Origin of the sequence: Nocardia sp. NPDC050712 (assembly GCF_040654295.1) — a bacterium.
Taxonomy (GTDB): domain Bacteria; phylum Actinomycetota; class Actinomycetes; order Mycobacteriales; family Mycobacteriaceae; genus Nocardia.
Genome location: NZ_JBFAHT010000002.1, coordinates 163799 through 190568 on the forward strand (window position 1 = coordinate 163799; position 26770 = coordinate 190568).

20 protein-coding genes are annotated in these 26770 nt (G+C 70.0%); 13 read left to right on the forward strand and 7 right to left on the reverse strand.

The window, feature by feature from the left end; all coding sequences use genetic code 11:
- Positions 1-5: 5 nt before the first annotated feature.
- The 5 genes from AB0H76_RS11135 (at position 6) to AB0H76_RS11155 (ending at position 6656) form a co-directional block, all read left to right on the forward strand.
- Positions 6-1337: an LLM class flavin-dependent oxidoreductase gene (locus AB0H76_RS11135; protein WP_357320953.1), complete on the forward strand. Its 1332-nt coding sequence runs from the start codon at positions 6-8 to the stop codon at positions 1335-1337.
- The gene (locus AB0H76_RS11140; protein ID WP_357320956.1) at positions 1334-5131 is read left to right on the forward strand and encodes an ABC transporter ATP-binding protein; all 3798 of its coding nucleotides are present in this window, start codon (positions 1334-1336) and stop codon (positions 5129-5131) included. Before AB0H76_RS11135 ends, AB0H76_RS11140 begins: the two co-directional genes overlap by 4 nt.
- Before the next feature lie 137 nt (positions 5132-5268).
- On the forward strand, positions 5269-5883 hold the full coding sequence (locus tag AB0H76_RS11145; protein ID WP_357320959.1) for a hypothetical protein: 615 nt from the start codon (positions 5269-5271) through the stop codon (positions 5881-5883).
- A 59-nt stretch (positions 5884-5942) separates the two neighbouring features.
- Complete coding sequence (locus tag AB0H76_RS11150; RefSeq protein WP_357320961.1) at positions 5943-6065, forward strand: hypothetical protein; 123 nt, start codon at positions 5943-5945, stop codon at positions 6063-6065.
- 24 nt (positions 6066-6089) lie between these two features.
- Positions 6090-6656, forward strand: coding sequence for a hypothetical protein (locus tag AB0H76_RS11155; RefSeq protein WP_357320964.1), 567 nt, complete (start codon positions 6090-6092; stop codon positions 6654-6656).
- A 43-nt stretch (positions 6657-6699) separates the two neighbouring features.
- Here the strand turns inward: AB0H76_RS11155 and AB0H76_RS11160 are convergent, their stop codons facing one another.
- Complete coding sequence (locus tag AB0H76_RS11160; RefSeq protein WP_357320967.1) at positions 6700-7428, reverse strand: GTP-binding protein; 729 nt, start codon at positions 7426-7428, stop codon at positions 6700-6702.
- Between the two features lie 106 nt (positions 7429-7534).
- Between AB0H76_RS11160 and AB0H76_RS11165 the strand changes: the two genes are divergently transcribed.
- The 4 genes from AB0H76_RS11165 (at position 7535) to AB0H76_RS11180 (ending at position 15548) form a co-directional block, all read left to right on the forward strand.
- A complete protein-coding gene (locus AB0H76_RS11165) occupies positions 7535-7957 on the forward strand; it encodes an OB-fold domain-containing protein (RefSeq protein ID WP_357326082.1) in 423 nt (140 codons plus the stop codon).
- Complete coding sequence (locus AB0H76_RS11170) at positions 7950-9152, forward strand: lipid-transfer protein (RefSeq protein WP_357320970.1); 1203 nt, start codon at positions 7950-7952, stop codon at positions 9150-9152. Before AB0H76_RS11165 ends, AB0H76_RS11170 begins: the two co-directional genes overlap by 8 nt.
- 245 nt (positions 9153-9397) lie before the next feature.
- The gene (locus AB0H76_RS11175) at positions 9398-14644 is read left to right on the forward strand and encodes a type I polyketide synthase (RefSeq protein ID WP_357320973.1); all 5247 of its coding nucleotides are present in this window, start codon (positions 9398-9400) and stop codon (positions 14642-14644) included.
- Positions 14645-14753: 109 nt separating this feature from the next.
- Positions 14754-15548 (forward strand): SDR family oxidoreductase, encoded by a 795-nt coding sequence (locus tag AB0H76_RS11180; protein WP_357320975.1) that lies wholly within the window; start codon positions 14754-14756, stop codon positions 15546-15548.
- On the opposite strand, the gene AB0H76_RS11185 is transcribed toward AB0H76_RS11180, so the two are convergent.
- Positions 15524-16306: a TetR/AcrR family transcriptional regulator gene (locus AB0H76_RS11185; RefSeq protein WP_357320977.1), complete on the reverse strand. Its 783-nt coding sequence runs from the start codon at positions 16304-16306 to the stop codon at positions 15524-15526. The genes AB0H76_RS11180 and AB0H76_RS11185 overlap by 25 nt on opposite strands.
- 61 nt (positions 16307-16367) lie before the next feature.
- On the opposite strand from AB0H76_RS11185, the gene AB0H76_RS11190 reads away from it, so the two are divergent.
- Both AB0H76_RS11190 and AB0H76_RS11195 read left to right on the forward strand, forming a co-directional pair.
- Complete coding sequence (locus AB0H76_RS11190; RefSeq protein ID WP_357320980.1) at positions 16368-17165, forward strand: ATP-binding cassette domain-containing protein; 798 nt, start codon at positions 16368-16370, stop codon at positions 17163-17165.
- Positions 17162-17968 (forward strand): ABC transporter permease, encoded by an 807-nt coding sequence (locus tag AB0H76_RS11195; protein ID WP_357320983.1) that lies wholly within the window; start codon positions 17162-17164, stop codon positions 17966-17968. The genes AB0H76_RS11190 and AB0H76_RS11195 overlap by 4 nt, the downstream gene beginning before the upstream one ends.
- On the opposite strand, the gene AB0H76_RS11200 is transcribed toward AB0H76_RS11195, so the two are convergent.
- The 3 genes from AB0H76_RS11200 to AB0H76_RS11210 form a co-directional block, all read right to left on the reverse strand.
- Positions 17965-19275 (reverse strand): FAD-binding oxidoreductase, encoded by a 1311-nt coding sequence (locus tag AB0H76_RS11200; RefSeq protein ID WP_357320986.1) that lies wholly within the window; start codon positions 19273-19275, stop codon positions 17965-17967. The two genes, AB0H76_RS11195 and AB0H76_RS11200, sit on opposite strands and share 4 nt — an antisense overlap.
- Positions 19276-19308: 33 nt before the next feature.
- Positions 19309-20523, reverse strand: coding sequence for a multidrug effflux MFS transporter (locus AB0H76_RS11205; RefSeq protein WP_357320989.1), 1215 nt, complete (start codon positions 20521-20523; stop codon positions 19309-19311).
- 64 nt (positions 20524-20587) lie between these two features.
- Positions 20588-22057 (reverse strand): alpha/beta fold hydrolase, encoded by a 1470-nt coding sequence (locus AB0H76_RS11210; protein WP_357320992.1) that lies wholly within the window; start codon positions 22055-22057, stop codon positions 20588-20590.
- 105 nt (positions 22058-22162) lie between these two features.
- Here AB0H76_RS11210 and AB0H76_RS11215 point away from each other — a divergent pair, with 105 nt between their 5' ends.
- Entirely contained in the window at positions 22163-23077 is a 915-nt protein-coding gene (locus AB0H76_RS11215) for a LysR substrate-binding domain-containing protein (RefSeq protein ID WP_357320994.1), read from the forward strand.
- A 27-nt stretch (positions 23078-23104) separates the two neighbouring features.
- Here the strand turns inward: AB0H76_RS11215 and AB0H76_RS11220 are convergent, their stop codons facing one another.
- The gene (locus AB0H76_RS11220) at positions 23105-24361 is read right to left on the reverse strand and encodes an SGNH/GDSL hydrolase family protein (RefSeq protein WP_357320997.1); all 1257 of its coding nucleotides are present in this window, start codon (positions 24359-24361) and stop codon (positions 23105-23107) included.
- 179 nt (positions 24362-24540) lie between these two features.
- On the opposite strand from AB0H76_RS11220, the gene AB0H76_RS11225 reads away from it, so the two are divergent.
- Positions 24541-25656, forward strand: a complete 1116-nt coding sequence (locus AB0H76_RS11225) for a serine hydrolase domain-containing protein (protein WP_357320999.1) — start codon at positions 24541-24543, stop codon at positions 25654-25656.
- Here the strand turns inward: AB0H76_RS11225 and AB0H76_RS11230 are convergent.
- Complete coding sequence (locus AB0H76_RS11230) at positions 25634-26758, reverse strand: MAB_1171c family putative transporter (protein WP_357321002.1); 1125 nt, start codon at positions 26756-26758, stop codon at positions 25634-25636. The genes AB0H76_RS11225 and AB0H76_RS11230 overlap by 23 nt on opposite strands.
- Positions 26759-26770: the final 12 nt, after the last annotated feature.

Sequence of the window (26770 nt, forward strand, 5' to 3'; positions counted from 1 at the left end):
CACCGATGTCGAAACAACTGCACCTCAACGCCTTTCTGATGTCCACCGGACACCACGAGGCCTCCTGGCGACTACCGGAATCGGATCCGCACGCCAACATCAAGATCGGCAGCTACGTCCGGCTGGCCCAGATCGCCGAACGCGGCAAGCTGGATTCCATCTTCTTCGCCGACGGCCCGGTGCTGTTCGGCGACACCGGCCGCCGCCCGGCCGGCAAGCTGGACCCGCTGGTGCTGCTCTCGGCGATCGCCGTGCAGACCTCGCGGATCGGCCTGATCGCCACCGCCTCCACCAGCTACAACTCGCCCTACAACCTGGCCCGCCGGTTCTCCTCCATCGACTGGGTCTCCGACGGGCGGGTCGGCTGGAACATCGTCACCACCGCGGGTGCGGACGCGGCCCGCAACTTCGGGCTCGACGACACCCCCGACCACAAAGTGCGCTACGAGAAGGCCGCCGAATTCGTCGAGGTCGCAACGAAACTCTGGGACAGCTGGGATGACGAGGCGGTGCTGGCCGATAAAGAGGCCGGTATACACACCGATCCGGACAAGGTCCGCAAAATCGACCACGAGGGCGAGTTCTTCAAGGTGCAGGGCCCGCTGAACCTGCCGCGCTCGCCACAGGCGTATCCGGTGCTGGTGCAGGCGGGTTCGTCGGAGAACGGCCGGGCCTTCGCCGCCCGCTACGCCGAGGCCATCTTCACCGCGCAGCAGACCATCGAGGACGGCATCGAGTTCTACAACGACGTCAAGCGCCGGGCGGCCGAGCTGGGCCGCGACCCGGACACGGTGAAGATCCTGCCCGGCATCGTGCCCGTCATCGGCGACACCGAGGAGCAGGCCCGCGAACTGGATGCCGAACTGGCACGGTTGATCTCGCCCGAATACGCCAAGCGCCAGCTGGCTCGGAACTGGGGCCTGCCGGTGGAGGACCTCGACCTGGACAGCGAACTGCCCGAGGACCTGCCCACCGAGGACGAGATCGAGGGCGCCAAGAGCCGGTTCACCCTGATCGTGAATCTCGCGCGCCGCGAACGGCTTACGCTGCGCCAGTTGATCGAGCGGCTGGGCGGTGGCCGCGGGCACCACACCTTCGCCGGCACCGCCGAGCAGGTGGCCGACCAGATCGAGCTGTGGTTCACCAGCGGCGCGGCCGACGGCTTCAACATCATGCCCGCCGTGCTGCCCTCGGGGCTGGAGCGGTTCGTCGACGAGGTGGTGCCGATCCTGCAGGCGCGCGGGCTGTTCCGCACCGACTACGCCGCCACCACGCTGCGCGGCCACTACGGGCTCGAGCGTCCGGCCAACCAGTACTCGCTGGTGACCGCCGGATGAGTTCGAACTCCGGTTGTTCCGGCGGCGTCACCTCCGCGGAGGTGACGCCGCCGGCGTCCGCCCCGGCCGCGGGGTGGATCCGATATCTGCTGCGCCGCTGCGCCGTGCACCGGCGGACCGTGCTCATCGCCGCCGTGGGGTCGGTGCTGGCCTCGGTCCTGACCGCGGTGCTGCCGCTGATCGTGCGGCACGTGGTGGACACCCTCAGCGCCACCGCGGCCTCGGTGCTGCCCTGGGTGACGCTGCTGCTCGTGGTCGGCGTGATCCGGTTCGGGGCGGGATTCGCCCGCCGCACCGCGTCCTCGCGGTTGTCGCTGGACGTCCAGCACGATCTGCGACGCGACCTGTTCGCCGCGCTGCTGCGGCTCAACGGGCGCCAGCGCGCCAGCCTCTACACCGGGCAGGTGGTCAGTCGCGCCATCACCGACGTGACGCTGATCCAGATGTTCCTGCAACTGGTGCCGCTGGTGACCGGAAACGTTGTGCTGCTGGCGGTTTCGCTGGTGTTGATGGCGACCATGTCGCCGGCGCTCACCGCGATCGCGGCGCTGGTGATACCGGCACTGTGGCTGGTGACGGTGCGCAGTCAGCGCGAGCTGTTCCCCGCCAACTGGGATGCCCAGGCGCGGGCCGCCGAGGTCGCGATGCGGGTGGAGGCCGCGGTGACCGGCGTGCGGGTGGTCAAGGGGTTCGGCCAGGAATCGCACGAGCTGAGCGAGCTGGAGGGGACCGCGCGCGACCTGTACCGGTCCCGGCTGCGGATCACCCGGATCACCAGCCGGTTCACCCCGACTATGCAGGCGATCCCGGCGGCCGGGCAGGCCTTGGTGCTGATCGTCGGCGGGCTGCTGGCGCTGCACCAATCCATTACGCTCGGCACGTTTCTGGCGTTCATGACCTATCTCGGGTCGTTCGTGCACCCGATCCGTATGTTCTCGATGCTGCTCACGGTCAGTCAGCAGGGCAAGGCCTCGCTGGACCGGGTGCGGGAAGTGGTCGAGGCGCCGATCCCGGCCGAGGCGGCGGCCGCGGGCGACCGATCCGGCCCGCACGGTGTGATCGACGGGCGCGTCGAATTCCGGGGTGTCCGTTTCGCTTTCGACGGGCAACCGGCCGTGCTCGACGGGCTGGATCTCGTGGTCGAACCGGGGGAAACCCTGGCCATCGCCGGTGCCGCCGGGTCCGGCAAATCCGTTCTCGTGCAGTTGCTGCCGCGGCTGTTCGACCCCGACGCCGGGCGAATCCTGTTGGACGGTACCGATATCCGCGAGTTGCCCGGCCTGCGCGGCCAGGTCGCGATGGTATTCGAGGACACCGCCCTGATGGCGGATTCGGTGCGCGCCAATGTCGCCTACGGCCGGCCCGACGCCACCGACGACCAGGTGTGGCACGCCCTGCACCTGGCTGCCGCCGAGGATTTCGTCAGTGCCTTGCCCGACGGTCTGGACACCCTCATCGGTGAACGCGGGCAACGGCTTTCCGGCGGCCAGCGCCAGCGCCTGGCGCTGGCGCGCGCGCTGATCACCGAGGCGCCGATCCTGGTGCTCGACGACGCCACCTCCGCCATCGACGCGCAGGTGGAGGAGTTGATCTTCGCCCGCATCGCCGCCGAGGTGGGCCGGCGCACCACCCTCGTAGTGGCGCATCGCATCTCGACGCTGGCGCTGGCCGACCGGGTCGCGGTGCTCGCGGGCGGGCGGATCGCCGAACTGGGCACGCTGCGCGAGCTGCAGAGCTCCGGCGAGCTGTTCCGCACGCTGTTCACCCCGCCGGATCCGGGCAGTATCGCCGCCGACCTCGACCTGACCGGCGCGTCGGTGCCCACGGCCGGGCTGTGGGTAGCCACCGAGACCGAGGGCGACGAGACCCGGGCCCTCGAGCAGATGGCGAAGGCGTTTTCCCAGCGCGCGGCCGGTGCGCCCGGGCCGATGGGCGCGAACATGGGCGGCGGCATGATGTCCAGCGCCCCGCCCAGCGGGGACATCCGCGCCCTGATCGACCGGCTGCCGCCGGTAACCGGTGAACCCGAAGTGCCGCAGTCGTTCTCGCATACCCCGGACACGGCCTTCAGCCTGCCGCGGCTGCTGCGGCCGTTCGCGCTGCCGCTGCTGGCCGGGCTGGGGCTCGTCGCGCTCGACGCGCTGGCACAGATCGTCATCCCGTTCCTGGTCCGCTACGGCATCGACCACGGTGTGCTCGCCGGCGCCCGGGGCGTGCTGCTCGTCGCCGCCGCGGCGGCCCTCACCGTGGTCGCCGTGGACTGGGCCATCACCGTGGCGCAGGTCCGGGTGACCGGCCGGGCGGGGGAGCGGCTGCTGTACGGGCTGCGGGTGAAGGTCTTCGCGCAATTGCAGCGGCTCGGTCTGCAGTTCTACGAGCGGGAACTGGCCGGGCGCATCATGACCCGGATGATCAGCGATGTCGACGGTCTGTCGCAGTTCCTGCAGGCCGGGCTCGCCGTCGCGCTCACCAGCACGCTCACCATCGCGGGCGTGGTGGTGGCGCTGGTGGTCATCGACGCCGGGCTGGCGGTGGTGGTGCTGGCCTTGATGCCGGTGCTGCTGGTGGCGACCGTGTGGTTCCGCCGGGCCTCGGTGCCCGCCTACAACCTCGCGCGCGAGCAGATCAGCATCACCAACGCCTACCTGCAGGAGAACGTCGACACCATCGGCGTCACCCAGGCCTACCGGCGCGAAGCGGTGAATCAGGCGGAGTTCGAGCGCCGCTCGTGGGGTTACCGCAACGCGCGGCTGCGCAGCCAGACCCTGATGGCGCTGTTCTTCCCGTTCGTGGAGATCATGTCGGTGCTCGGCACCGCGGTGGTGCTCGCCGTCGGCGTGCACGAGGTGCGCGTGAGCGCACTCACTGCGGGCACGTTGATCGCCTTCCTGCTCTACGTCGATCTGCTGTTCTCGCCGATCCAGCAGTTGTCGCAGGTGTTCGACAGCTATCAGCAGGCGGTGGTCGGGGTGGAACGACTGGCGGTGCTGATGGGGGAGCCCGTCGCGACACCCGACGCGCCGGACGCCCGGCCGGTGTCGAGTCTGGCCGGTGCGATCGAGTTCCGGGACGTGGGTTTCGCTTACGACCCGAACGGCAAGCTTGCGCTGTCCGGCATCGATCTGCGCATCGAGCCCGGCCAGAAGGTGGCGGTCGTCGGTGAGACCGGGGCGGGCAAGTCCACCGTCGTGAAACTCCTTGCGCGCCTGTACGACACCACCGAGGGCGCGGTCTTGGTCGACGGGGTCGACATTCGGCGCTACCGGCTGCGGGACTACCGCAAGCGGCTCGGTGTCGTGCCCCAGGAACCGTTCCTGTTCGGCGACACCGTGCACGCTGCCATCGCCTACGGCAAACCCGAGGCCACGCCCGCCGAGATCGAATGGGCCGCACGGGCGGTCGGGGCGCACGAAATGATCGCCGCCCTCGATCACGGGTACCGGCAACCCATCGGGGCGCACGGTGCGGGGCTGTCGGCCGGGCAACGTCAGCTGCTGGCGCTGGCCCGCGCCCAATTGGTGGAGCCGGACATCCTGATCCTGGACGAGGCCACCGCGTCTCTGGACCTGGCCACCGACGCTCGCGTCCGCGCGGCCGTCGATGTTCTCACCACCGGTCGCACCACCATCGTCGTCGCGCACCGGCTGGCCACCGCCGCCGACGCCGACCTCATTCTGGTGGTCGGCGGTGGGCGCCTGCTCCAAGCCGGCCGGCACGAGGAGCTGCTGGCGGCCGACGGCCCCTACCAGCGCTTGTGGGCGGCCTACGTCGGCGAGGTCAGCACCGCCCGCTAGCCGCGCGATGTCGTCTACCCACCCGGGAATCGCGGGTGGGTAGACGACGGCTGGAACGCGGTTGCCGAGGGGGGTAGCGTCGCGCGGAGGAGAACCGCGCGTCGGCGGCTCCTCGGACACGGGAGGTGGCCTGTCTGATGGGCGCTCGATCGTTCCTGCTGGCGGCCCGAATCCCGATGCCGGAGAACGGCTTCGACGAGTGGCTCGGCAGCCCGATGCCGTCCGCGGGCATCATCGAGAACCCGGAGGCGATGTACACCGGATGGGCCGCCGCGGGCACGACCCCCGACTGGTCGGCCAGCGCGCAGACCGCCGCCGGCACCCCGCTGCAACTGCTGGCCACCGCCGGCAGCCTGACCCTGGCCCGATACCGGGACGGGGCCTTGGAGGTCTACCTGTACCACTACCACGACGACCCGTACATCATCCAGACCGAACTCCTGATGCTCGCGGGTGCCGGCCGCTTCACCACCGGCGACGCCCCCGCACCGGTGCTGTACTGGGGCGGCGACGTCTACCCGGGCCTGCCGCTACCCGGAGACCAGCCCCTCGCGGTCCTACTCGTCGGCCCCACCGGCGCGAGATTCGTCGACCGCCACCCTCTCGCCCCACTACTCGCGGATCTCCGCACCGCCGAGTCCGATTTCCTCGTCGCGGGCGAGCAACTGGAAAACCAGCCCGACTGGACACCAGAAGCCATCCTCGCCCCCGCTGTCCGAGCGGCAGCAGCAGCCTGCGACCTCCAGGGCTGACCCACCGCGGTACCGCGCCGCCGAGAGCTGCGAGCAGGGGGGGCGGTCGTCGAGACGGTTTGTGCGCGATCGACCGTTCCGAGCCGGGTATCGAACTGCTCACCGCGGCAGGGGTTTCGGTGCGTTCGGTGCTGACCAAGGAGCTGCTCGACGCGGTCCGGCGGCAGGATGTGAGCCGGTGAGCTCGAGCTTCTAGGATCGCGGGCGTGAGTATCACCCCTGCCGAGTTGCTCGGCTACATCGATCGTGATCTGGATGGCGATCTGGCGCGCTGGTTCCCCGATGCCGAGCCGGTGCAGGTGCCGGACGAAACTCGGCCGGTGGCACCGTTTCTCGGGCGTCTGGCGCCCGCGGACGCCGCCGCGCTGGCGGCATTCGATCGCCGCGTGCGCTCGGGCAGTCTGCCGCAATTCCTGGACATCTTCGACTGGACCTACGGCTTCGAGTTCGCCGAAAACGAGTGCGGCATCCTCGATTCGGACTATGAGACCGAACTCGCCGACGAGGACGTCTATTCGATCGGTGCGGACGGCAGCGGGAACCTCTACGTCGTCCTCACCAATGGTCAAGTGGCCGTGTGGTTTCACGAGGAGGAGGTGATCGAGGGCGGCACCCGCTTCGACAACCTCGACGTCTTCCTGTGGTCCTACGTGCGCTACCGCGCGGTCCGCGACGGCGTCCTCCCGCTCGCCGACGTGGAAGCCGACTTCCTGGCGCTCGGCCAGGACGGCGCCTTGGCCCCGGAGCTCGGATTGCTGAGCTACATGAAGTAGTGCGGGGTAGCGGGCCGCCGCGATCGCGCCCGCTCGGACCGAGTCAGTAGTCGAGGGCGTGCTCGGGCTGGCAGACGTCCATGGGGGAGGGCAGGTAGCGGACGATGGCGTCCCGCAGCCGGGCGAGATCGTCGCGCCCGGGGACCGCGCCACACAGGACGGGCACGATCTCGCCGATGCGGGTGAGGGCGCGAATGCGGATGTGCAATTCGTCGATGGTCGGGGGCCCGGTGTCCGGCTCGGTCACCGTGTCCAGCAGCCGGCGATGCCACCGCGCCGCGACTTCCCACTGCTCGCCGTAGACCTCGGCGGCCCGGGGCAGGATCTGCCACATCGGAATCAGATCGACGACACCTTCGAGCGCCGGGCCGGTGCCGAGGGGAACCTGTAGCAGCAGCGGTATGGCCCCGCGAATGTCGGAAATTCGGCGGATACAGCCGTCCAGGTCGGCGCCGGGCCGATCGAGTCCGTCGATCACACACAGGCGGGCGACCTGATAGTCGTCCGCGGCGCGCAGCATCGCCTCGACCCGCGGACTGCTGCGCACGCTCGCGTCGATGACGGCGATCGCCCCGTCGGCCACCCGGATGGAGCGCTCGGGGTCGCCGTCGCACACCTCGGTGAACCGGATCAGATGCTCGACCTGGCCCGTCGCCCAGCGCATCGGGGACCCGGAATGCCGCAGCCGGTGGCCCACGCCGTTCGTCCCGTCGAGATCCCCGAAGAGGGTGACGTTACGGATCGCCCGTGGTTCAACAGCTCTGGTACCCATCGCAAGCACCGTACCGCCGCGCCCGCACGGCCGGAGCCGATTTCCGCCCCAAAGTAGAACGTGTTCCTATACGGTCGGCGGTGTGCAGAAAGAACAACGCCCAGCCGTGGCGGACTGGTTCACCACGGAAGACGGTGCGATACGTCTCCAGGGGACGCGCTGCAAGGATTGCGGCACACCGTATTTCCCGCGGAACACCCTCGCCTGTCGCAACCCGTACTGCGCGGCGCCGAAAGACGGGTCCGAGCTCGACGAGTACCTGTTCTCCACGCGCGGCCGGATCTGGTCCTATGCCGACGCTCGCTACAAGCCGCCCGCGCCCTACGTGTCCCCGGACCCGTTCGTGCCGTATGTCGTTGCGGCGGTGGAACTCGAGGTCGAGCAGATGGTGATTCTCGGGCAGATCGTGCCCGGGTTCACGGTGGACGATCTGACCGTCGGCATGCCGGTCGAGCTGGCCCTGGGCACGCTCTACACCGATGACGAAGCGGAGCGCACCGTGTGGATGTGGAGGCCGGTCAATGACTGATACGAATGATCGCGACATCGCCGTCCTCGGTGCGGGCATGCACCAGTGGGGCAAGTGGGGGCGCAATTTCGTCGAGTACGGACTGGTGGCGGCGCGTGCGGCGCTGAAGGACGCCGGGGTGAACCATCTCGACGTCGGCTACATCGCCGGCGCCGACACCATCCGCAACGGATACCCCGGGTTCGTCTCGGGCGCGACGTTCGCCCAGGCCCTCGGCTGGTCGGGTGCGCGGATCTCGAGCAGCTACGCCGCGTGCGCCTCGGGCGCGCAGGCCATCGCCAACGCCCGCGCCCAGATCCTGGCCGGATTGTGTGACGTGGCACTGGTTGTCGGCGCTGATGCCGCGCCGAAGGGCTTCTTCCAGCCGGTCGGCGGCGAACGCCGCGACGACCCGGACTGGTTGCGCTTCCACCTGCTCGGCGCCACCAACCCTATCTATTTCGCGCTCTACGCGCGCCGCCGGATGGCGCTGCACGGCGCGACGCTCGACGACTTCGCCGCGGTCAAGGTGAAGAACGCCAAGCACGGCCTGAACAACCCGTATGCGCGCTACCGCAAGGAGGTTTCGGCCGAGGAGGTCGCCGCCTCGGCGATCGTCTCCGACCCGCTGCGGCTGCTCGACATCTGCGCCACCAGTGACGGCGGGGCCGCGCTCGTGCTGACCTCGATGGACTACGCCCGCCGCCACGGCGTGACCGATCCGGTCCGGATCAGCGCCCTGTCGACGGTCACCCCGACGTTCCCGAAAACCGTGCTCGATCTGCCGGATTTCGCGACCGACTCGGCCGTCGCGTTCGAAACCACGCCGCCCACCTTCCGCTCCGCCATCGCGCGGGCGGCCTACGAAGAGGCCGGCATCGAGCCCTCCGACCTCTCCCTCGCCGAGGTCTACGACCTGTCCACCGCCCTGGAGCTGGACTGGTACGAGGACATCGGCCTGTGCGATCCCGGCGACGCCGAGCAGCTACTCCGCAGCGGCGCAACGACACTGGGCGGTCGTGTTCCGGTCAACCCCTCCGGCGGTCTGGCCAGCTTCGGCGAGGCCATCCCCGCGCAGGCCATCGCCCAGATCTGCGAACTCACCTGGCAGTTGCGCGGTCAGGCCGATGGTCGGCAGGTCGAGAACGCCCGCGCCGGAATCGCCGTCAACCAAGGTCTTTTCGGCCACGGCTCCGCCATCATCGCCACCCGCTGAGCGCCGGTGATGGAACCAACCGGTCTTCTGTGTAGGCCCGAAAAATTACCAATCGGAAGCATTCGGGCACCGGACCCAGCGATCGGTAGCAGGGCTTCAAAGGTGGTGGAAGAAGGATAAATTCGCCTTATCGGCGAGGCTCTGCTAACTCTCAGCAACGCTCATTGTACGCTCACCCGGCCAGTCTCCGGGTGGCTCCCGTCGCCCGGAGTGAACAGTTGCTTCTCTTCGAGATAGGTGACGCTGTGAGTGCAGGTGTGGAGGGTTCTGTCGGTGCCGTCCAGGAACCGATCGCGGTGATCGGGATGGCGGCTCGGGTGCCGGGCGCGGGGAGCGTCGAGGCGTTATGGGATCTGCTGCGCAATGAGGGAAACACGATCGGCGAGGTGCCGCCGGCGCGGTTCGCGGTAGACGACTACTACGACGCCGCGCCGGCGACACCGGGCCGGATGATGAGCCGCTACGGCGGATTCCTCGACGGCATCGAGGAGTTCGACGCGGAGTTCTTCGGGATCTCCCCCCGCGAGGCCGAATGCATGGACCCGCAGCAGCGGCTGCTGATGGAGGTCGCCTGGGAGGCGTTCGAGGACGCCGGCCTGACCCTGGACGGGGTATCGAGCCTGAACGCCGCCGTGCTGATGGGCGTGATCACCAGCGACTACTGGGACCGGCAATCCCACCGGCTGCAAGACCTCGACGTGCACACCGTCGGCGGCAGCACCCGCGGCGGCAACGCGGGCCGCATCTCCTACGCGCTCAACCTGCGCGGCTTGAGCGTGGCGGTCGACGCCGCCTGCTCGTCGTCGCTGGTCGGCGTGCACCTGGCGGTGCGCTCGCTGCGCGCGGGCGACTGCGAGGTGGCCTTGGCGGGCGGCGTCAACATGATCCTCAACCCGGACCACGCGATCGGCTTCTCGCAGGGCCGGATGATGGCCCCGGACGGCCAGTGCAAGGCCTTCGACGCCCGCGCGGACGGCTACGTCCGCAGCGAAGGCGCGGCCGTGGTCGCGCTCAAACTGCTCTCGCGCGCGCTCGCGGACGGCGACCGGGTGCACGCGGTGATCCGCGGCAGCGCGGCCAGCAACGACGGACACGGCGAGACGTTCATGGCCCCGCAGATCGCGGGCCAGAGCGCGGGCCTGCGCTCGGCCTACCGCGACGCCGGGATCGACCCGGGCACCGTCGGCTACGTCGAGGCGCACGGCACCGGCACCAGTGTCGGCGACCCGGTGGAAATCGGTGCGCTGCACGAGGTTCTGGGCCGGGCCCGGCCGGCGGGCCGACCGCTGCTCGTCGGGTCGGTCAAGACGAACGTCGGGCATACCGAGGGCGCCGCCGGCGCGGTCGGCCTGATCAAGGCGGCACTGTGTGTCCGCGACGGCTTCATTCCGCGCAGCCTCCATTTCGAGACGCCCAACCCCGCGATTCCGTGGGCGGACATGAACGTCGAGGTCGCCGCGCACGCGCGTGCCTGGCCGGAGGAGAACGGTCCGCGCCGGGCGGGCGTGAGCAGCTTCGGCATCACCGGAACCAATGTCCATGTGGTGCTGGAGCAGCCGCCGGTGACCGCGGCCGACAGCCCGCGGGCGACGCGGCCGGTGCTGCTGCCGATCTCCGCGCGTAGCGAGGCGGCCCTGGCCCAGCTCGCCGCCTCCTACCGAGACCTGCTGTCGGACAACGAACTTCCGCTCGCCGATGTGGCCTACTCGGCGGCGGTCCGCCGGTCCCACCACGCCCAGCGCCTCGCGGTGGTGGCGGCTTCCGCCGCGGAAGCGGCCGAGTTGCTCGACGCCTACACCCGCGGCGCCTATCCCGAGGGCCTCGCGTCCGGTGACGCCGAGGACGATCTGGACAGCCCGCATCCGACCGCCTGGATCTTCCCGGGCCAGGGCGGGCAGTGGCTGGGCATGGGAGCCGAACTCCTGGCCACCGAACCGGTTTTCGCCGCGAAGATCGCCGCCTGCGAACAGGCCATGGTCTCGCACGTCGACTGGTCGCTGACCGCCGAACTCACCGCCGCCCCGGCGGACTCCCAGCTGGCGCGGATCGACGTGGCCCAGCCGGTGATCTTCGCGGTGCAGGTCGCCCTGGCCGCGCTGTGGCAGGACCGGGGACTGAAACCCGATGTCGTGGTGGGTCATTCGATGGGGGAGGTGGCGGCCGCGCACGTCGCCGGAATTCTCGACCTGGCCGACGCCGCACTGCTCATCTGCGGGCGCAGCCGATTGCTGCGCACCACCAGTGGACAGGGTGTGATGGCCGCGGTCGACCTGTCCCCGGCTGCCGCGCAGGAGGTCGTCTCCGGGTACACCGGGGTCTCGGTCGCGGTCTGCAACGGCCCGGACTCCTGCGTGCTCTCCGGGGAGGAGGACGCGATCACGCGCATCCTCGCCGACCTCGACGCGCGCGGCGTCTCCGGCCGCCGGGTGAAAGTGGATGTCGCCTCGCACAGCCCGCAGATGGACCCGCTGCGCGCGGAGCTGCTCGAGTTGCTGGCCCCGCTGCGCCCGCGGGCCGGTGCGATCCCGCTGCGCTCGACCGTGCACGGGCAGATCGCCGACGGGACCGGGCTCGGGCCCGAGTACTGGATGGGCAACCTGCGCGAACCGGTGCTGTTCGGCGCGGTCATCCAGTCGCTCGCGGACGACGGGGTGGACACGTTCGTCGAATTCAGCCCGCACCCGCTGCTGACCTCGGCCGTCCAGCGGAACCTGCAGTTCCGGGAGCGGACCGGCGTGACCGTCGCCACCATGTCCCGGGACAGCCACGGCCCGGCCGCGCTGCTCGAGGCGATGGCGGAACTGTATGTCGCGGGCCGGCCGATTCCCTTTGCCGCCCTGAACGATTCGCAGGCGCGGTACGTGCCGCTGCCCAGCTACCCGTGGCAGCGCGAACGTTACTGGCGTGAGGAACTGGGCCTGCCCGGTCTGACCCCGGCGACGAGCTTCGCGACCACCGAGGCGGTTCCGGCGCATCCGATCATCGGCTCCTACCTGCGGCTGGCGCCCGGCGACTCCTACGTCTGGGATATCGAGCTGGATCTGCGCCGGCTGCGCTACCTGGCCGAGCACCTCGTGCACGACATCCCGATCCTGCCGGGCGCCGCCTATCACGAACTCGCGCTCGCGGCGGGCCGTCACATCCACGGGCCGACCGCCTTCTCGGTTCGGGAGCTGAGCCTGGAACGCGCGCTGTTCCTCGCCGCCGACACCCCGTCCCGAGTCCAGATCCGTTGCACCGAAGAAGCGCTCGGGGTCTACAGCTGGACCTGCTACACCTACGACGGCGGCTGGCTGCTGCTGGCGACCGCCGCCCTGCACAGCGAATCCGACCTGGCCGCCAGTGCGGACCTGATGTCGCGCGAGCCCTCCGACTTTCCCGAATGCCTCGACATCGCAGCGCATTACGCGGCATCCAAGGCGCGCGGGATCGTGCAGACCGGGCCCTTCCGCACGCTGACGGCATTGCGCCGCGGGCGTGGGCAGATCCTGGCCGAGTTCACCGTCCACCCGTCGATCGCCACGGACATCGGCAAGCACGTCATGCACCCCGCGCTGCTGGATTGCGCGTTGCAGCCGCTGATGTCGCTGCTGCACGGATCCGACGTCGCCCAGGACACGTATCTGCCCGTCGGCACGGCCCGCTGCTACGGCCAGGGCCAGCCCACCCCGGGTGCGGCGCTGTGGTGCATCGTCACCCGCACCTCGCCGGTCGACGAGGTGGATCTGGTACGCGGGGACGTCGTGATCGGCGACACCACCGGCCGGCACCTGCTCACCATCGAGGACTTCCGGCTGAAGCGCCTTGGCGGCGGCGAGATGCCCGAGCTGTTCCAGCAGCGCGCCGGAAACCTGCGTTACGACCTGAATTGGGTGCCGGTCGAGCCGTGCGCGCCGGGTGAGCTCGCGGGCACCGTGCTCGTCCTGGGCGACGGCGCCGAACTGCGCGCCGAATTCGCCCGGCACGGCGTCGAGGTGGTGTGCGCGTCGCGGGTCGGCGAGCTGGCGGCGCTGGTCGACAGCACCGTCCGGACCGTGCTCTACGCGCACACCGCCGACAGCATCGAAAACACTGTCACCGCTGTGGAACTGGTGCGGGCACTCGCCGCGCTGCCGATCCCGCCGCGGCTGTGGTTCCTCACCCGCGACGCGCAGGCGGTATCGGCCGGTGCGCCCGTCGACCCGCTGCACACCGCGCTGTGGGGCCTCGGCCGGGTGGTGCGCTACGAGATCCCGGACCTGCGGTGTTCGATGCTGGACCTGCCCGCCGCGCCCTCGGCGGCGGACCTGTCCGCCCTGTACGCCGAAATCGCCACGGACGGAACCGAAGACGAGATCGCGCTGCGCGGCGGCCTGCGCTACGCGGCGCGGCTGACGCCCGGGCACCTGCCCGAACAGCGCGCGACACCGGTGCGGGCCGACTCGACCTACCTGATCGTCGGCGGCCTCGGCGGCGTCGGATTGCTCACGGCCCGTTGGCTTGTCGAGCAAGGTGCCCGGTTTCTAGTGCTGACCGGGCGCGGCCCCGCCGATGACACGGCCCAGCGGCAGCTGGATGAACTCGCCGAGGCGAACATCCGGATCATCCAGGCCGACGTGTCCGACTACGACCGCATGGCCGACGTGTTCGCGGGGATCAAGGCGAGCATGCCGCCGCTGCGCGGGGTGGTGCATTCCGCGGTCACGCTGGCCGACGGCATTCTCGCCCAGCTCGGCGCCGAGCGGTTCCTCGCCGTGATGCCGCCGAAGGTGCACGGCGCCTGGAACCTGCACCGGCTCACCGAGAACATGGACCTGGACTTCTTCCTGCTCTACTCCTCGGCGGCCTCGCTGATCGGCTCGCCGGGGCAGGGCAACTACGCGGTCGCCAACGCCTACGTCGACGGGCTCGCCCACTACCGCAGCGCCCGCGGCCTGCCCGCGCTCAGCGTCAACTGGGGTCAGTGGACCGGCACCGGCCGGGTCGCCAAGGCCGAGCGGGACCTGCGCCTGGACGATCGCGGGTTCCAGGGCTTCGATCCGGCCGACGGACTTGCCGTCCTCGGCCGCCTGCTCGGCGGGCCACACGTGCAGGCCGGGGTGATGTCCTTCGACCCGATCGTGTGGGCCCGGGATTTCCCCGCGCTGCGCACCAGCTCGCTGCTGCGCTATCTCGACACCGAGTCGAGCACAGCGGGTTCCGTCGTCAACCGCGCGGATCTGGAGCAGCAGGACGACGCGGCGGCGCACGCCGTCATCACCTCCTACCTGTGCGGCCGGATCGCCACGGTGGCCAAGACCCCGCCGGAACGGGTGCAGGGTAGTCAGCGCCTGAACCGGCTCGGCATCGATTCCCTGATGGCGGTCCAGTTGCGCAACCGGATCACCGAGGACCTGGATACCACGATCCCCGTCGCGATCTTCTTGCAGCGCGGGACGATCGCTCAGGTCGCGACCCATATCCTCGCCGCCATCCGGACCGCGGACACCGGGGCCGTAGAAGTCACGAACTGAGGGTGCGGCAGGCCGCTCGCACGGCGGGCGGCCTGTCCGCGCCGGTGCGCCCAGGCAGACTGGACGTCCCGGAACAGCAACGGTTCCTCCGCGACGAAAGGCCTCACCCGTGCACATCGACTTGTCCGGACGCACCGCCCTGGTCACCGGATCGACCCAGGGCATCGGTCACGCCATCGCCACCGGCCTCGCCCGCGCGGGCGCGCGGGTCCTCGTCAACGGCCGCGACGGGGCGCGGGTCGAGCAGGTCGTCGCCGGCCTGCGCTCCGATACCGGCAACGACGAGATCCACGGCGCGCCAGGCGATCTGGCCACCGAAGACGGCGCGCAGGCCGTGCTCGACGCCTTCCCGCGAGTGGACATCCTGGTCAACAACCTGGGCATCTTCGGGGCCACCCCGGCGCTGGAGATCGACGACGCGCAGTGGCGCACCTACTTCGAGGTCAACGTGCTCGCCGCCGTGCGGCTGATCCGCGCCTACCTGCCCGGGATGACCGAACAGGGCTGGGGCCGGATCCTGAACCTGGCCAGCGATTCCGCCGTGGCCATCCCCGCCGAGATGATCCACTACGGGATGACCAAGACCGCGCTGCTCGCGGTCGGCCGTGGCTTCGCCAAGGAGGCCGCGGGGACCGGCGTCACCGTCAACTCGGTGATCGCGGGCCCCACGCACACCGGCGGCGTCGAGGATTTCGTCCGCCAGCTGGTCGGCGACGAGCTGCCCTGGGATCAGGCCCAGCGCCAGTTCATGATCGAGCATCGCCCGCAGTCCCTGCTGCAGCGTCTCATCGAACCCGAGGAGATCGCCAACATGGTGGTCTATCTCAGCTCGACCTTCGCCTCGGCGACCACCGGCGGCGCACTGCGGGTGGACGGCGGCTACGTGGACTCGATCCTGCCCTGACCGAGTAGGACCGCCACCCCGTCGAGGAGCCGGTCCAAGCCGAATCCGTAGGCGTGCTCGGGATTCTGCGCGGACTGGTGCGCCTCGCCCGCGGCCCGGCCGACCCGGTCCGCGACCGGGAACCGGCCGGGTTCGAGCACCTCGGCCAGCGCCGGGCTGACCGCTTCCCACCACTGCTGGTCGGTGACGCCGGTCCGCCGCACCGCTTGCTCGGCATCGATGCGGCGGCGGGCCACGCCTTCGACGTGGGTGTGCACGAGGGTCAGGACGGCGTCCATCTGCACGTCGTCCAGCCCGCTGCCCGCCAGCACCGACAGCTCGCGATCGTATTTCTCGATGGCGTTGGGGCCGAGGGCCGGCCGGCCGGTGAAGACCTGGAGCGCCCACGGATGCTGCTGGTACATCTGCCAATTCAGGTCCGCGACGACGTGCAGCCCGGCCCGCCACCCCTGCGGCGCCGACTCCCGCAGTGCCCGAACGACATCGGCGTAGATCGAATCCAGCATCGCCTCGACCAGCTCGTCCCGCGAGGCGACATAGGTGTAGAGCGACATGGTCCCCACCCCGAGCCGATCGGCCACCCGCCGCATCGACAGCGGCGCGATATCCCGATCGGCGTCGGCGACCGCGATCGCCGCCCCCACCACCTGCTCGGGCGCCAGCGCATGCCGCGGCCCCCGCTTGGGCAACTGGCGCGTACCCCACAGCAACGCGATCGTGCGGGCGGGATCGGCGGGTGCCGAGCTCTCGGAAGCCATCGGGCCAGCATACCGAAACTATTCAGTACGCCGTACGGATAAAGCTGATACCGTTCTTCGTATGCCATACGGAGAAGTTGTGATCGAGGCGACGGCGCTGGCCAAACGATTCGGCGACAAGGTCGCACTCGACGGTTTCGAGCTACAGGTCCGGGCGGGCAGCGTCTGTGCGCTGCTGGGCCCCAACGGCGCGGGCAAGACCACGGCGGTGCGCATCCTGACTACGTTGCTGCGCCCGGATTCCGGGTCGGTGGTGGTCGCGGGCCACGACGCGGTGCGCGATCCCCGGGCGGTGCGCTATCGCATCGGGCTGGTCGCGCAGGACGCCTCGCTGGACGAGGTACTGAGCGGACGGGAGAACCTGGTCCTGTTCGGTCGGCTCTACCATTTGTCCGCGGCGGCTGCCCGCGCCCGGGCGGCGGAGTTGCTCGCGCAATTCGGTCTTACCGAGGCCGCCGAGAGATCGGTCGCCGGCTACTCGGGTGGTATGCGACGCCGTCTCGATTTGGCGGCCGGTCTGATACTGGCGCCGCCGGTGCTGTTCCTCGACGAGCCGACGACGGGGCTGGATCCGCGCGCCCGGATCGAGGTGTGGTCGGCGATCCGGTCGCTGGTCGACGGCGGCACCACCGTGCTGCTCACCACGCAATACCTCGAAGAGGCCGACCGATTGGCGGATCGGATCGTGGTCGTCGACGCGGGGCGGGTCGTGGCCGAGGGCACCCCGGACGAGCTGAAGGCGAAGGTCGGTCCGGACCGCGTCGAAACCGTCACCCGCAAGCCGTCACTGGACGAAGTGTTCCTGCATCTCACCGGGCGACCGGCCCACCGCATCGACCAGGAGGCCGTGTCCGCATGACCACGACGAACCGAAGTAGCTCGCCTGCCACGGTATTCACCGACACCGCCGTGCTCGCCGGGCGGATCCTGCGGCACTGGCGTCGCCGCCCGGGCGCCCTGGTGCTGGGGTTCCTGTTCCCGGTGCTGATGGTGGTCATGTTCGGGTATCTGTTCGGTGGCGCGATGGCCGTTCCGGACGGCGACTACATGGACTTCCTGATCCCCGGAATGCTCGCGATGACCATGCTTTTCGGACTCGAGGCGATGGTGGTGGCGGTCACCACCGACGCGGCCCGCGGGGTGACCGAACGAATTCGGGCGATGCCGGTGCGCACGGGGTCGGTCCTGGCCGGGCGCAGCGCCGCCGACCTGCTCAATGCCCTGGTCGGGCTGGCGGTCATGATCGTGACCGGTCTGCTGGTCGGATGGCGGCCGGAACGGAACCTGGGATTGACCCTCGCCGCGCTCGGCTTGCTGCTGTGGCTCCGCTTGGCGTTCACCTGGGTCGGGATCTTCCTCGGCCTGGTCCTGAAGACACCCGAATCCGCGGTCGCCGTGCAGATCCTGGTCTGGCCGGTCGGGTTCCTGTCCAGCGCCTTCGTATCTCCGGACACCATGCCCGGCTGGCTCGGGGCGATCGCGTCCTGGAACCCGTTGTCGGCCACCGCCACCGCGATCCGCGACCTGTTCGGCAACCCGTCCTGGCACGATCAGAGCTGGGCCGCGGAGCACGCGATCGCGCTGGCGATCGCGTGGCCCGCGGCCCTTACCGCGCTCTTCCTACCGCTCGCTGTCCGCCGGTACCGGGCCCTCGCGAGCTAGCCGTGGACCGGGAAGTTGGCGCGCAGGACGCCGTTGGGGTCGCGATCCCGCTTGATCTGCTGGAGGCGGGCCAGTGTCGCCGGGTCGAAAGCCGCTGCGGCGGACTCGCCGGGGGCGAGGAACGTGTAGGGCTTGGTGCCGGTGAGGTGCGGGGCGAGCTTGCCCAGGATCTCGCCGAACCGGGCGCGGATGTCGTCCAGCAGATGCGGGAGGCCCAGGCCGAGCATGTACAGGGCGTACGGCTCGTGCAGGGGGCCGCGGGCGCCGCCGTCGGGGCGGGTTTCGGTGAGTGCGCCGCCGAGGCCGCGGAGCTGGATGTTCAGCAGCGGTGCGACCGGGGCGTCGATCAGGGTGTCGAGCACCGCGCCGTCGAGATCGGTGAGCAACTCGCCGCGGGACAGCGACGGGCTGGGATCGGTGGGTTCGGCGGTGATCTTGCCGATCTGGGCCGGGGTCAGCACGCCCCGGGTGTCGGCCAGGATGCCGTCGACGCGGTCCAGGCGCGCGGTCAGCTCCCGGCCTTCGGCCGCCTCGCCGAGGTAGGCGAAGTCGATGGCGACGGTCGGCGCGGCGCCGGGAATCTGGTAGCGCTGCAACCAGACCGACAGCTCGGCGGGCGCGTCGGTGGTCAGCTCGGTGAACAGGTCGAACGCCTCGCGGGTCCGATCAGCGGACCACATCACCCGGCCGCCGTAGAGCCGCGGCAGCGGGAACAGATCGAACTCGATCTCGGTGACGACCGCGAAGTCGCCGCCGCCACCGCGCAGCGCCCAGAACAGCTCCGGATCGGACTCGGCGCTGACCCGGCCGGCCCGGCCGCTCGCGTCGACGATCCGGAAGGCCCGGACCGCGTCCGCGGCCCAGCCGTATTTGCGTGCGAACCAGCCGAATCCGCCACCGAGGGTGTATCCGGTGATGCCGACCACGGGATTGCTACCGGCTAGCCCGGTCAGTCCGTGCGCGGCGGCCGCGGCCTGCACCGCGCCCCACTGCACGCCGGTCCCGACGCGGGCCACCCGCTGTTCGGCATCGATCTCGAGGTGGTTCAGCGCGGCGGTCCGCACCAGGATCGCGCTGTCGATATCGCCGGTCGCGCCGTGCCCGGTCGGCTGGGTGACCACCTGGCGTCCGGCGGCACCGGCGTATTGCAGTACCGCCGCGATGTCCGCGGCGTCGGCGACCTCGGCCACGGCCGCCACGGTCTGCGCCACCGCGACATTCCACGGCTGTGCGGCCTGCTCGAATCCGGCGTCGCCCGGCAGCAGGACGCGGCCGCGAGTGCTCGTGCGCAGATCTTCGATACCCATTGTCTTGTCCTATTCTCCGTTGCCCTGTCGTTGCTATCTGGATGACGACGTAGGGCGAGCAAGTGTGACATGTCCGGTTTCCCGGGTCGTGCACGAGACGTAGACGATCGCGGCGGCCGTGCTGAGCACCGCGAGGGTCCAGGCCAGCGGCCGGGCGTCGTGCGGCCCGGCGATGCCGACGATCGGCGCGACCAGTCCGCCGATGACGAAGTGCGCCAGCCCGAGCAGCGCCGAAGCACTGCCCGCGACCTCGGCGGCACTGGTGGACAGCGCGAGCGAGACGCTGTTGGGCATGGTCAGCCCGATCGAGGCGACGAGCAGGAAGAACCCGGCGAGCAGCGTCGGCAGGCCGAGGCCGGCGAAGATCGCGGCGGCCGCGATCGTCCCACCCGCCCAGGACAGTGCGAGCCCGGCCGCCAGCAGCGTCCGCGGTGGGTAGCGGACCAGCCGGGCCGAAATCTGCCCGGCGACAATGATGCCCACGCCGTTGAGCGCGAAGACCAAGCCGAACGCCAGCGGTGACAGCCCGTGGATGTCCTGGAGCACGAACGGGGAGCCCGCGATGTAGGCGAACATCGCGGCGAAGGACAGCCCACCGGCCAGGGCGTATCCGGCGAAATTCGGGGTCGCGCCGACCTGGACGAGGGTGCGCAGCATCGGGGTCCGGCTGCGCGCCGCGTTCGTCTCCGGCAGCGCGACCACCGCGGCGACCAGTGCCGCACCCACCGCGGCGACCACCGCGAACAGCCCCCGCCACGAGGTCACCTCGAGCAGGAATCCGCCCACCAGCGGCGAGAGGATCGGGGCCAGACCACTGATCTGCATGAGCGTGCTGAAGAACCGGGCGGCCGCGGCGCCGTCGTAGCGGTCGCGCACGATCGCCCGCGCGATCACGATCGCCGCCCCGCCCGCCACTCCCTGGAGCAGCCGGGCGCCGATGAGGAGCTCGGCGGTCGGCGCGACCATGCAGAGCAGTGCGGTGAGGGTGTAGGCGATGACGCCGATCAGCAACGGGGGGCGCCGGCCGTAGCGATCGCTGAGGGGCCCGGCGACCGCCTGGCCGAGGGCGAGCCCGACCAGGCACGCGGTCAGGGTCAATTGGATCGAGGACGGTCCGGCGCTCAGATCGTGACTCAGATCCGGCAGCGCGGGCAGGTAGAGGTCGATCGAGAGCGGGCCGAGCGCGGTGAGCGCCGCGAGCAGCGCGACCAGCCGGGGTTCGGTCCGTCGTCGGACGGTCGTGGTCAACAGGATGCTCCTCGAAAGAGAGACGCCCCTCCGTGTAATACGAAGGGGCGTCCGGGGTTGCGGCTCAGTAGGCGACGGTGAAACGCCGGCCCACGAAGGTCCCGTGCTGCACCGCGTCGACGATGGCGGCGGCGTAATCGCCCACGCTGACCCGGCTTTCACCCTCGGCGTCGGTGATCGGGGTGTCCCGGGCTTCGGCCCGATAGGTGCCGGTCGCCGCGCCCGGCACCAGATGCACCGGCGGCGGGCTGACATAGGACCAGCGCACCGTCGTCGCCGCGGCGCGGAAGATCTCGAGCGCCTCGGTCTGATCGCGGGCCGTCTCCAGATACTGGGCGGGGAAGTTCGGCGAGTCCACGAAACGCTGTCCCGGCGCGTATTCCAGGCTGCCGCCGCCACCGAGGAACACCAGGCGGTCGACCCCGGCCAGGGGCAGCGCCTCGAGCAGTGCCAGCGCCCCGCGCGGCACCAGCCGGTCCGGGCCCTTGATCGCCACGACGACCACGTCGTGGCCGGCGACGGCCTGCTTGACCGAGGCGGCGTCGGTGACATCCATCGTGCCCCGATCGAGCGCGGTGACCTGCAAACCGCGGGCGGCGGCTTCCCGGGCGACCGCTCCGCCGAGGTTGCCGGTGGCACCGATGACGGCGATCTTCATGGGCTGCTCCGGAAATAGGTGAGCGACGAATTCATCGATGAGCGGCGCGATCTCGGGAAGACGTTCCTCGAGCGCGAAATGGCCGGTGTCGAACAGGTGGACCGCGGCGTCCGGGAGGTCGCGCAGGTAGGCGTGTGCGCCGGACTCGGGGAAGAACGCGTCGTTGCGTCCCCACAGCACCAGCGTCGGCGGCCGGTGGTCGCGGAACCACTGCTGCCACACCGGGTAGAGCGCGAGATTGGTGTGATAGTCCAGACCCAGCTGGACCTGGGCTTCCTTGCGGCCGGGCAGGTCCAGGAAATGCTGATCCAGGGTCCAGCCGTCGGGCGCGACGAGTTCGACGTCGGCGGTGCCGCCCTCGTATTGGCCGCGGGTGACCGGCAATTCGAGGATCTGGCGGACGTTGTCCGCGGCGCCCGGCACGCCGGGGGCGTTCGCGGTCATGGCGCGGGCCATGTCGGACAGGCCCTCGTCGTAGGCGTTGGCGTTCTGCACGATCAATCCGGCGAGCAGTTCCGGACGACGGGTCACCAGTCGCAGCCCGACCGGGCCGCCGAAGTCGAAGGTGTACAGCACGAATCGGTCCACGCCGAGGGCGTCGACGAACCCTTCGACGATGTCGGCGAGCCGGTCGAAGGAGTACTCGAAGCCGGCGGGCGCTTCGGTATGCCCGAACCCGGGGTAGTCGGGGGCGATGATCCGGTAGCGCCCGCCGAGCGCGTCCATGAGCCGACGGAACTGATGGGAGGCGGACGGGAAGCCGTGCAATAGGAGCAGCGTCGGCGCGGTGGCGGGACCGGTCTCCCGGTAGAACACCCGCACCCCGTCGACCTCGACGAAACGGTGTCTGATGTGCGGGACGGACACTGCCGTCATGTCGAAACCGACCTCTCTGAATGTTTCTAGTACGCCCGTCTATGATCAAGCGTTCGCTGGGCGTGATCAACGACAAATCACCCAAGGGTCGTTAACCGGCGGGCAATGATCACGAAGGCGATTGTGGAGCGGTACGAGATCGAGGCGTTTCTGACGCTGGCCGAGGAATTGCACTTCGGCCGTACCGCCGAGCGTCTGCGGGTATCCACCGCGCACGTCAGCAAAACGATCAAGGGGCTCGAGCGCCGGGTCGGGACCGTGCTGTTCGAACGGACCAGCCGCAAGGTCGTGCTCACCCCGGTCGGCAGCGCGCTACGCGAGGAGTTGCGCCCCGCCTTCGACCGGATTCAGCAGAGCATCCGCAACGCCAAACGCGCGGGGCTCGAAGTCCGGGGCACCCTGCGGGTCGGTTACTTCGGCTCGGCGGGCGGGCGCTACCTGCTCGAGGTCGGCGAACGTTTCCAGGCCCGCTATCCCGAGTGCACGGTGCGGATCACCGAACTACAGCTCAGCGACGGCGCTTCGCGACTGCGCAACGGCGAGGTCGACACGATGCTGTGCTGCTATCCGATGTTCGAGCCCGACATCACCGTCGGACCCGTCCTGTACGGCGAGGCGAAGATGCTCGCCGTCGCCGCCGGGCATCCCTTCGCCGAGCGGGCCTCGCTGTGCCTGGAAGACCTCGCCGAGGTCACCATGATCCAGAACCCGCCGGCGCTGCCCATCGATTTCGACGAGTACCACCACCCCAAGCAGACACCGTCCGGCCGCCCGATCGGGCAGGGCCCGGTCGCGGCCACGTTCCAGGAGATCCTGGCGCTCGTCGGCGCGGGCAAGGGCGCCTACCTCACGACCGAGCAAGCGCCCCTTTACTATCTGCGCCCGGATGTCAGTTTCGTGCCGGTCCTGGACGCGCCGCCGTTGCAGTTCAGCCTCGGCTGGCTCACCACCGGCCTCACCCCGCGTGTGCACGCCTTCGTTCAGGCCGCCGGTGACATGACGAACTCGCGGACCGAGTAGTACCCGGCCCGCGAGGGAGTTCGTTCGTCAGAGGGTGCCGAGGTCGAAGGCGGCGGCCATCGCCGCGTAACCGGCGGCATTGGGGTGCTTGTGGTCGCCGGAATCGAAGGCGGGGTTCAGCTTTTCGGAGTCGGCCGGGTCTGCCACCGCGGCGTGGAAATCGACGACCGCGTCGTACTCCCCGCTGGTGCGGATCCACGCGTTGAGGGCCCGGATCTTCGCCGCGGAGGTGTCGTTGTAATACTCGGCGCCCTTCATCGGCAGCAGGGTCGCGCCGATCGCGGTGAGCCCGGCCCGGTGCGCGCGAGCGATCAGGTCGCGGTGGCCGGCGATGAGGTCCTCGACCGTCACGTTCGGGTTCGGCTTGTAGGTCGGCAGATCCACCTCGGAGAAGCCGATGTCGTTGAGCCCGCCGAAGACGATCACGGTGCGCGCGCCCCGGGTGCTCAGGACGTCGCGATCGAAACGGTGCAATCCGCTTTCGCCGAACCAGGCGGAGTCGGTGCGGATCATATTGCCGCCGATCCCGGCGTTGAGCACGGTGCGCGGGGTGCCCGCGGCGGCCAGGCGCTCGGCCAGGGCGTCGGTGTAGCGGTTGTCGGCGTCGTTGTCGGAGCCGAAGCCGTCGGTGATGGAATCGCCGAAGGCGACAATGGTTTCAGCGGCGGTGGCGCTGCCCCCGGTCATTTCCAGATCCGACAGGTAGTACCAGGAGTGGGTGGCCTCGGTGAAGGCCGAGCCGTCCGGGTCCGCGACGCGGTCACCGGTGGCCCGGTAGCTGCTCGTGTAGCCCTGGGCGTGGAAGGTCGCTGGGCCGCTCCGCTCCGCGAGATACAGGGTGACCGTCGCCGATTCGAAGGGCGCCAGCCGCAGTTCGGCCGAGTCGCTGGTGATCTCCGCTCCGGGTGCGATGGTCACCGCCTCGGCGCCGTCGAAACGCAACGGCCGCAGGGTTTCCGGTCGCACCTGGGGCCCGCGGTCGCTGCGGCCGATGGTGGCGTTCGCGATGCGCAGCTCACCCGCGCCGAAATGGTTGGACAGCGTGATCCGGGCCGTGGTGCCGCCGCCGGTGGTCCGGATGACCTGGCGCACAGTGTGATCGGCGAAGCCCTCCAGCGACCAGTTCGGTTCGAAGCCGACGCTGGGCTGCTGCATCGGGACCGACCACGCGGTGGTCCAGGTTTCGGCCGGGCGGGGATCGGCCGCGGTGTTCGAGTAGGCGACAACCGCGGTGACGGCGGCCGCGGCGGTGACCACCGCGAGTGTCTTCTTCCAGGTACGCATTGCTTTTCCGTTCTCTGAGTTGTGTTGATCAGAGGAACCAGGCTAACGGGAAATTTGTTCCATTAGCGTTCGGCAGTGTTGTCAGCGCGAGGCCCGCCCCGGGACTAGCACCACAGACCGAGCCGGCGCGATACCACGGTCCGATGTGCCGGTACGCCTTGCGTTTCTACCGTCGGTTCATGCGTATACGAACCTTGGTTCTCCCGATCTGCACGGCGGCGGTCCTGCTGTCCTCCTGCGCGACCGACACGCCTCCCGCCGCCGCGGCTCCGGTCGCCGCGGAACGACTGCGCGCCGATCTGGACGCACTGGTCGGCTCCGGCGCGGTCGGCGCGCTGGCCACCCTCACCGAGGGTGGCGCCACCTCCGTCGTGACCGCCGGGCACGCCGATATCGCCACGGGGGCAAAGATTCCCACCGATCCGCCGCAGTACGTCCGCGTCGGCAGCATCACCAAGACCTTCACCGCGGCCCTGGTGCTGCAACTGGTCGCGGAGCACCGAATCGAACTCGACCAGCCGGTCGAGAAATACCTGCCGGGCTTGCTCACCACCGCCGACGGCCCGACCGTGACGGTCCGCCAGCTCCTCGGGCATCGCAGCGGACTGCCCGAACCGGCCGCGGCGCCGGAGGTCGACGAGTACGAGTCGGCGCTGGCCGGCCGTACCTACACCCCGGCACAGGAGCTGGCGCTCATCATGCGGCTACCGGCGCAATTCGCACCCGGCAGCCAGTTCCGCTACGCCAACAGCAACTACATCGTCGCGGGCATGCTGATCGAGGCGGTGACCGGACATCGCTACACCGACGAACTGCGCGGCCGGATCCTGACACCGCTGGAGTTGTCGCACACCTACTTGCCCGGCACCGGCGAAACCGGCCTGCGCGACCCGCATCCGGCCGGCTACGACACCCTCGACAGCGGCCCGGCCGACCGGACCCGGATCGAGCCGTCCATCCCGTGGGCCTCCGGCGCACTGGTCAGCACCGGCGCCGACCTGAATCGCTTCTATACCGCGCTGCTGGCCGGGCAGGTGGTGCCGCAGGCCCTGCTCACGCAGATGCTCGACGGTGTGGACATGGGCAACGGGGACGGCATGTCCTACGGCCTCGGCATCGGATACGCCCAACTTCCTTGTGGCACAAGATATGTCGGCAATGTCGGCGGCGTACGGGGCTTCACCGCCATCACCGGTGTCGCCGAGGGGTCCGGACGCGCGGTCACCGTCTCCTTCACCGGAACGCCTACCGCGCTGGATATCGGCGGTCTGCTCACGCACGCCCTGTGCGGGTAAGTCGTTGCGTGCCAGGCGGTTCCGAGCGCACCCGCCGCCACACCCGCGCCAAGTCGAGCAGCTGACGGAAATCCGAATCGAAATCGCCGCCACCGAGCGGCAATCGGGCCGTGACCGACTCGTGCGCCGGCGCGCTTCCCGCCCGGCGCTCGCCCGCCGCATGCGCGACTCGTCGCGCATAATCCTCTAGACCGCCGCGGTTTTCGGTGGGTGCGGCGGCGGGTAGATACGGCGTCAGATGCAACAGTGCGTCCCGGATCTCGACGGTCATCCGAAAGACCCGGGTGGCCGGATCGGCGCCGGCCACCGGCCGCAGCACGATCTCGGGCACCGCCGCCGTGAGATCCCGCCACAGCGGTTCCAACCGGCGGCACGCCCGCCCCGCGCGATCCAGCCGCGCCGCCCGGACCAACGCCAGGACCAGCGGGAACCCGGGCGCGAGACCGTTGACCGCGAGGCACACCGTGAATACCAGCTCGGCCCGCGGCAACTGCGGGCCGAGCTGCGGCCATCCGGTGACCAGTTGCAGTATCGACAGCACCTGGACGACCCAGGCGAACCCGATCGCGAGTGTCATGCCCGCCCCGAGGGCCAGTTCGGTCGACGTGAGGTCGGTCGAACGGAACTCACGCAGCAGCATCCGAAGCCAGACCGCCGTGTTGAACGCGACCGGCACCCCGATCGCGAACACGAAGACGAGCCCGGGTCCCGACAGGCTCATCTCGACCGGCTGTCCGTCGGCGCGCGCGGTCGCACCCGCGATCAGAATCGCGGCAGCCGCCACCAGTCCGGCACCGCCACACCACCGCTGCCGCCGGCGCAGCGTGTCCGGATCGTAGCCGCCGCGCCGGATGCAGCCGATCGCGTAGAGGTAGGTCGTCGTCATCACGACGCAGCCCAGCGCCAGCTCGTACACCGGCCCCGCCGCGCCCGGCATCGCCGAGAACCGATACAGCAGCATCCCGACCGCGCCCCACGCGAACAGCTGATTGATGACCCGATCGAGGGTCGTCGCGCGGCAGAGCAGAAAACGACCCACCGCGAGCACCGCGATACCGATGGTCAACGGCCAGGCGACGAATCCAGGGACCAACGATGACAACCGACGCGCGCC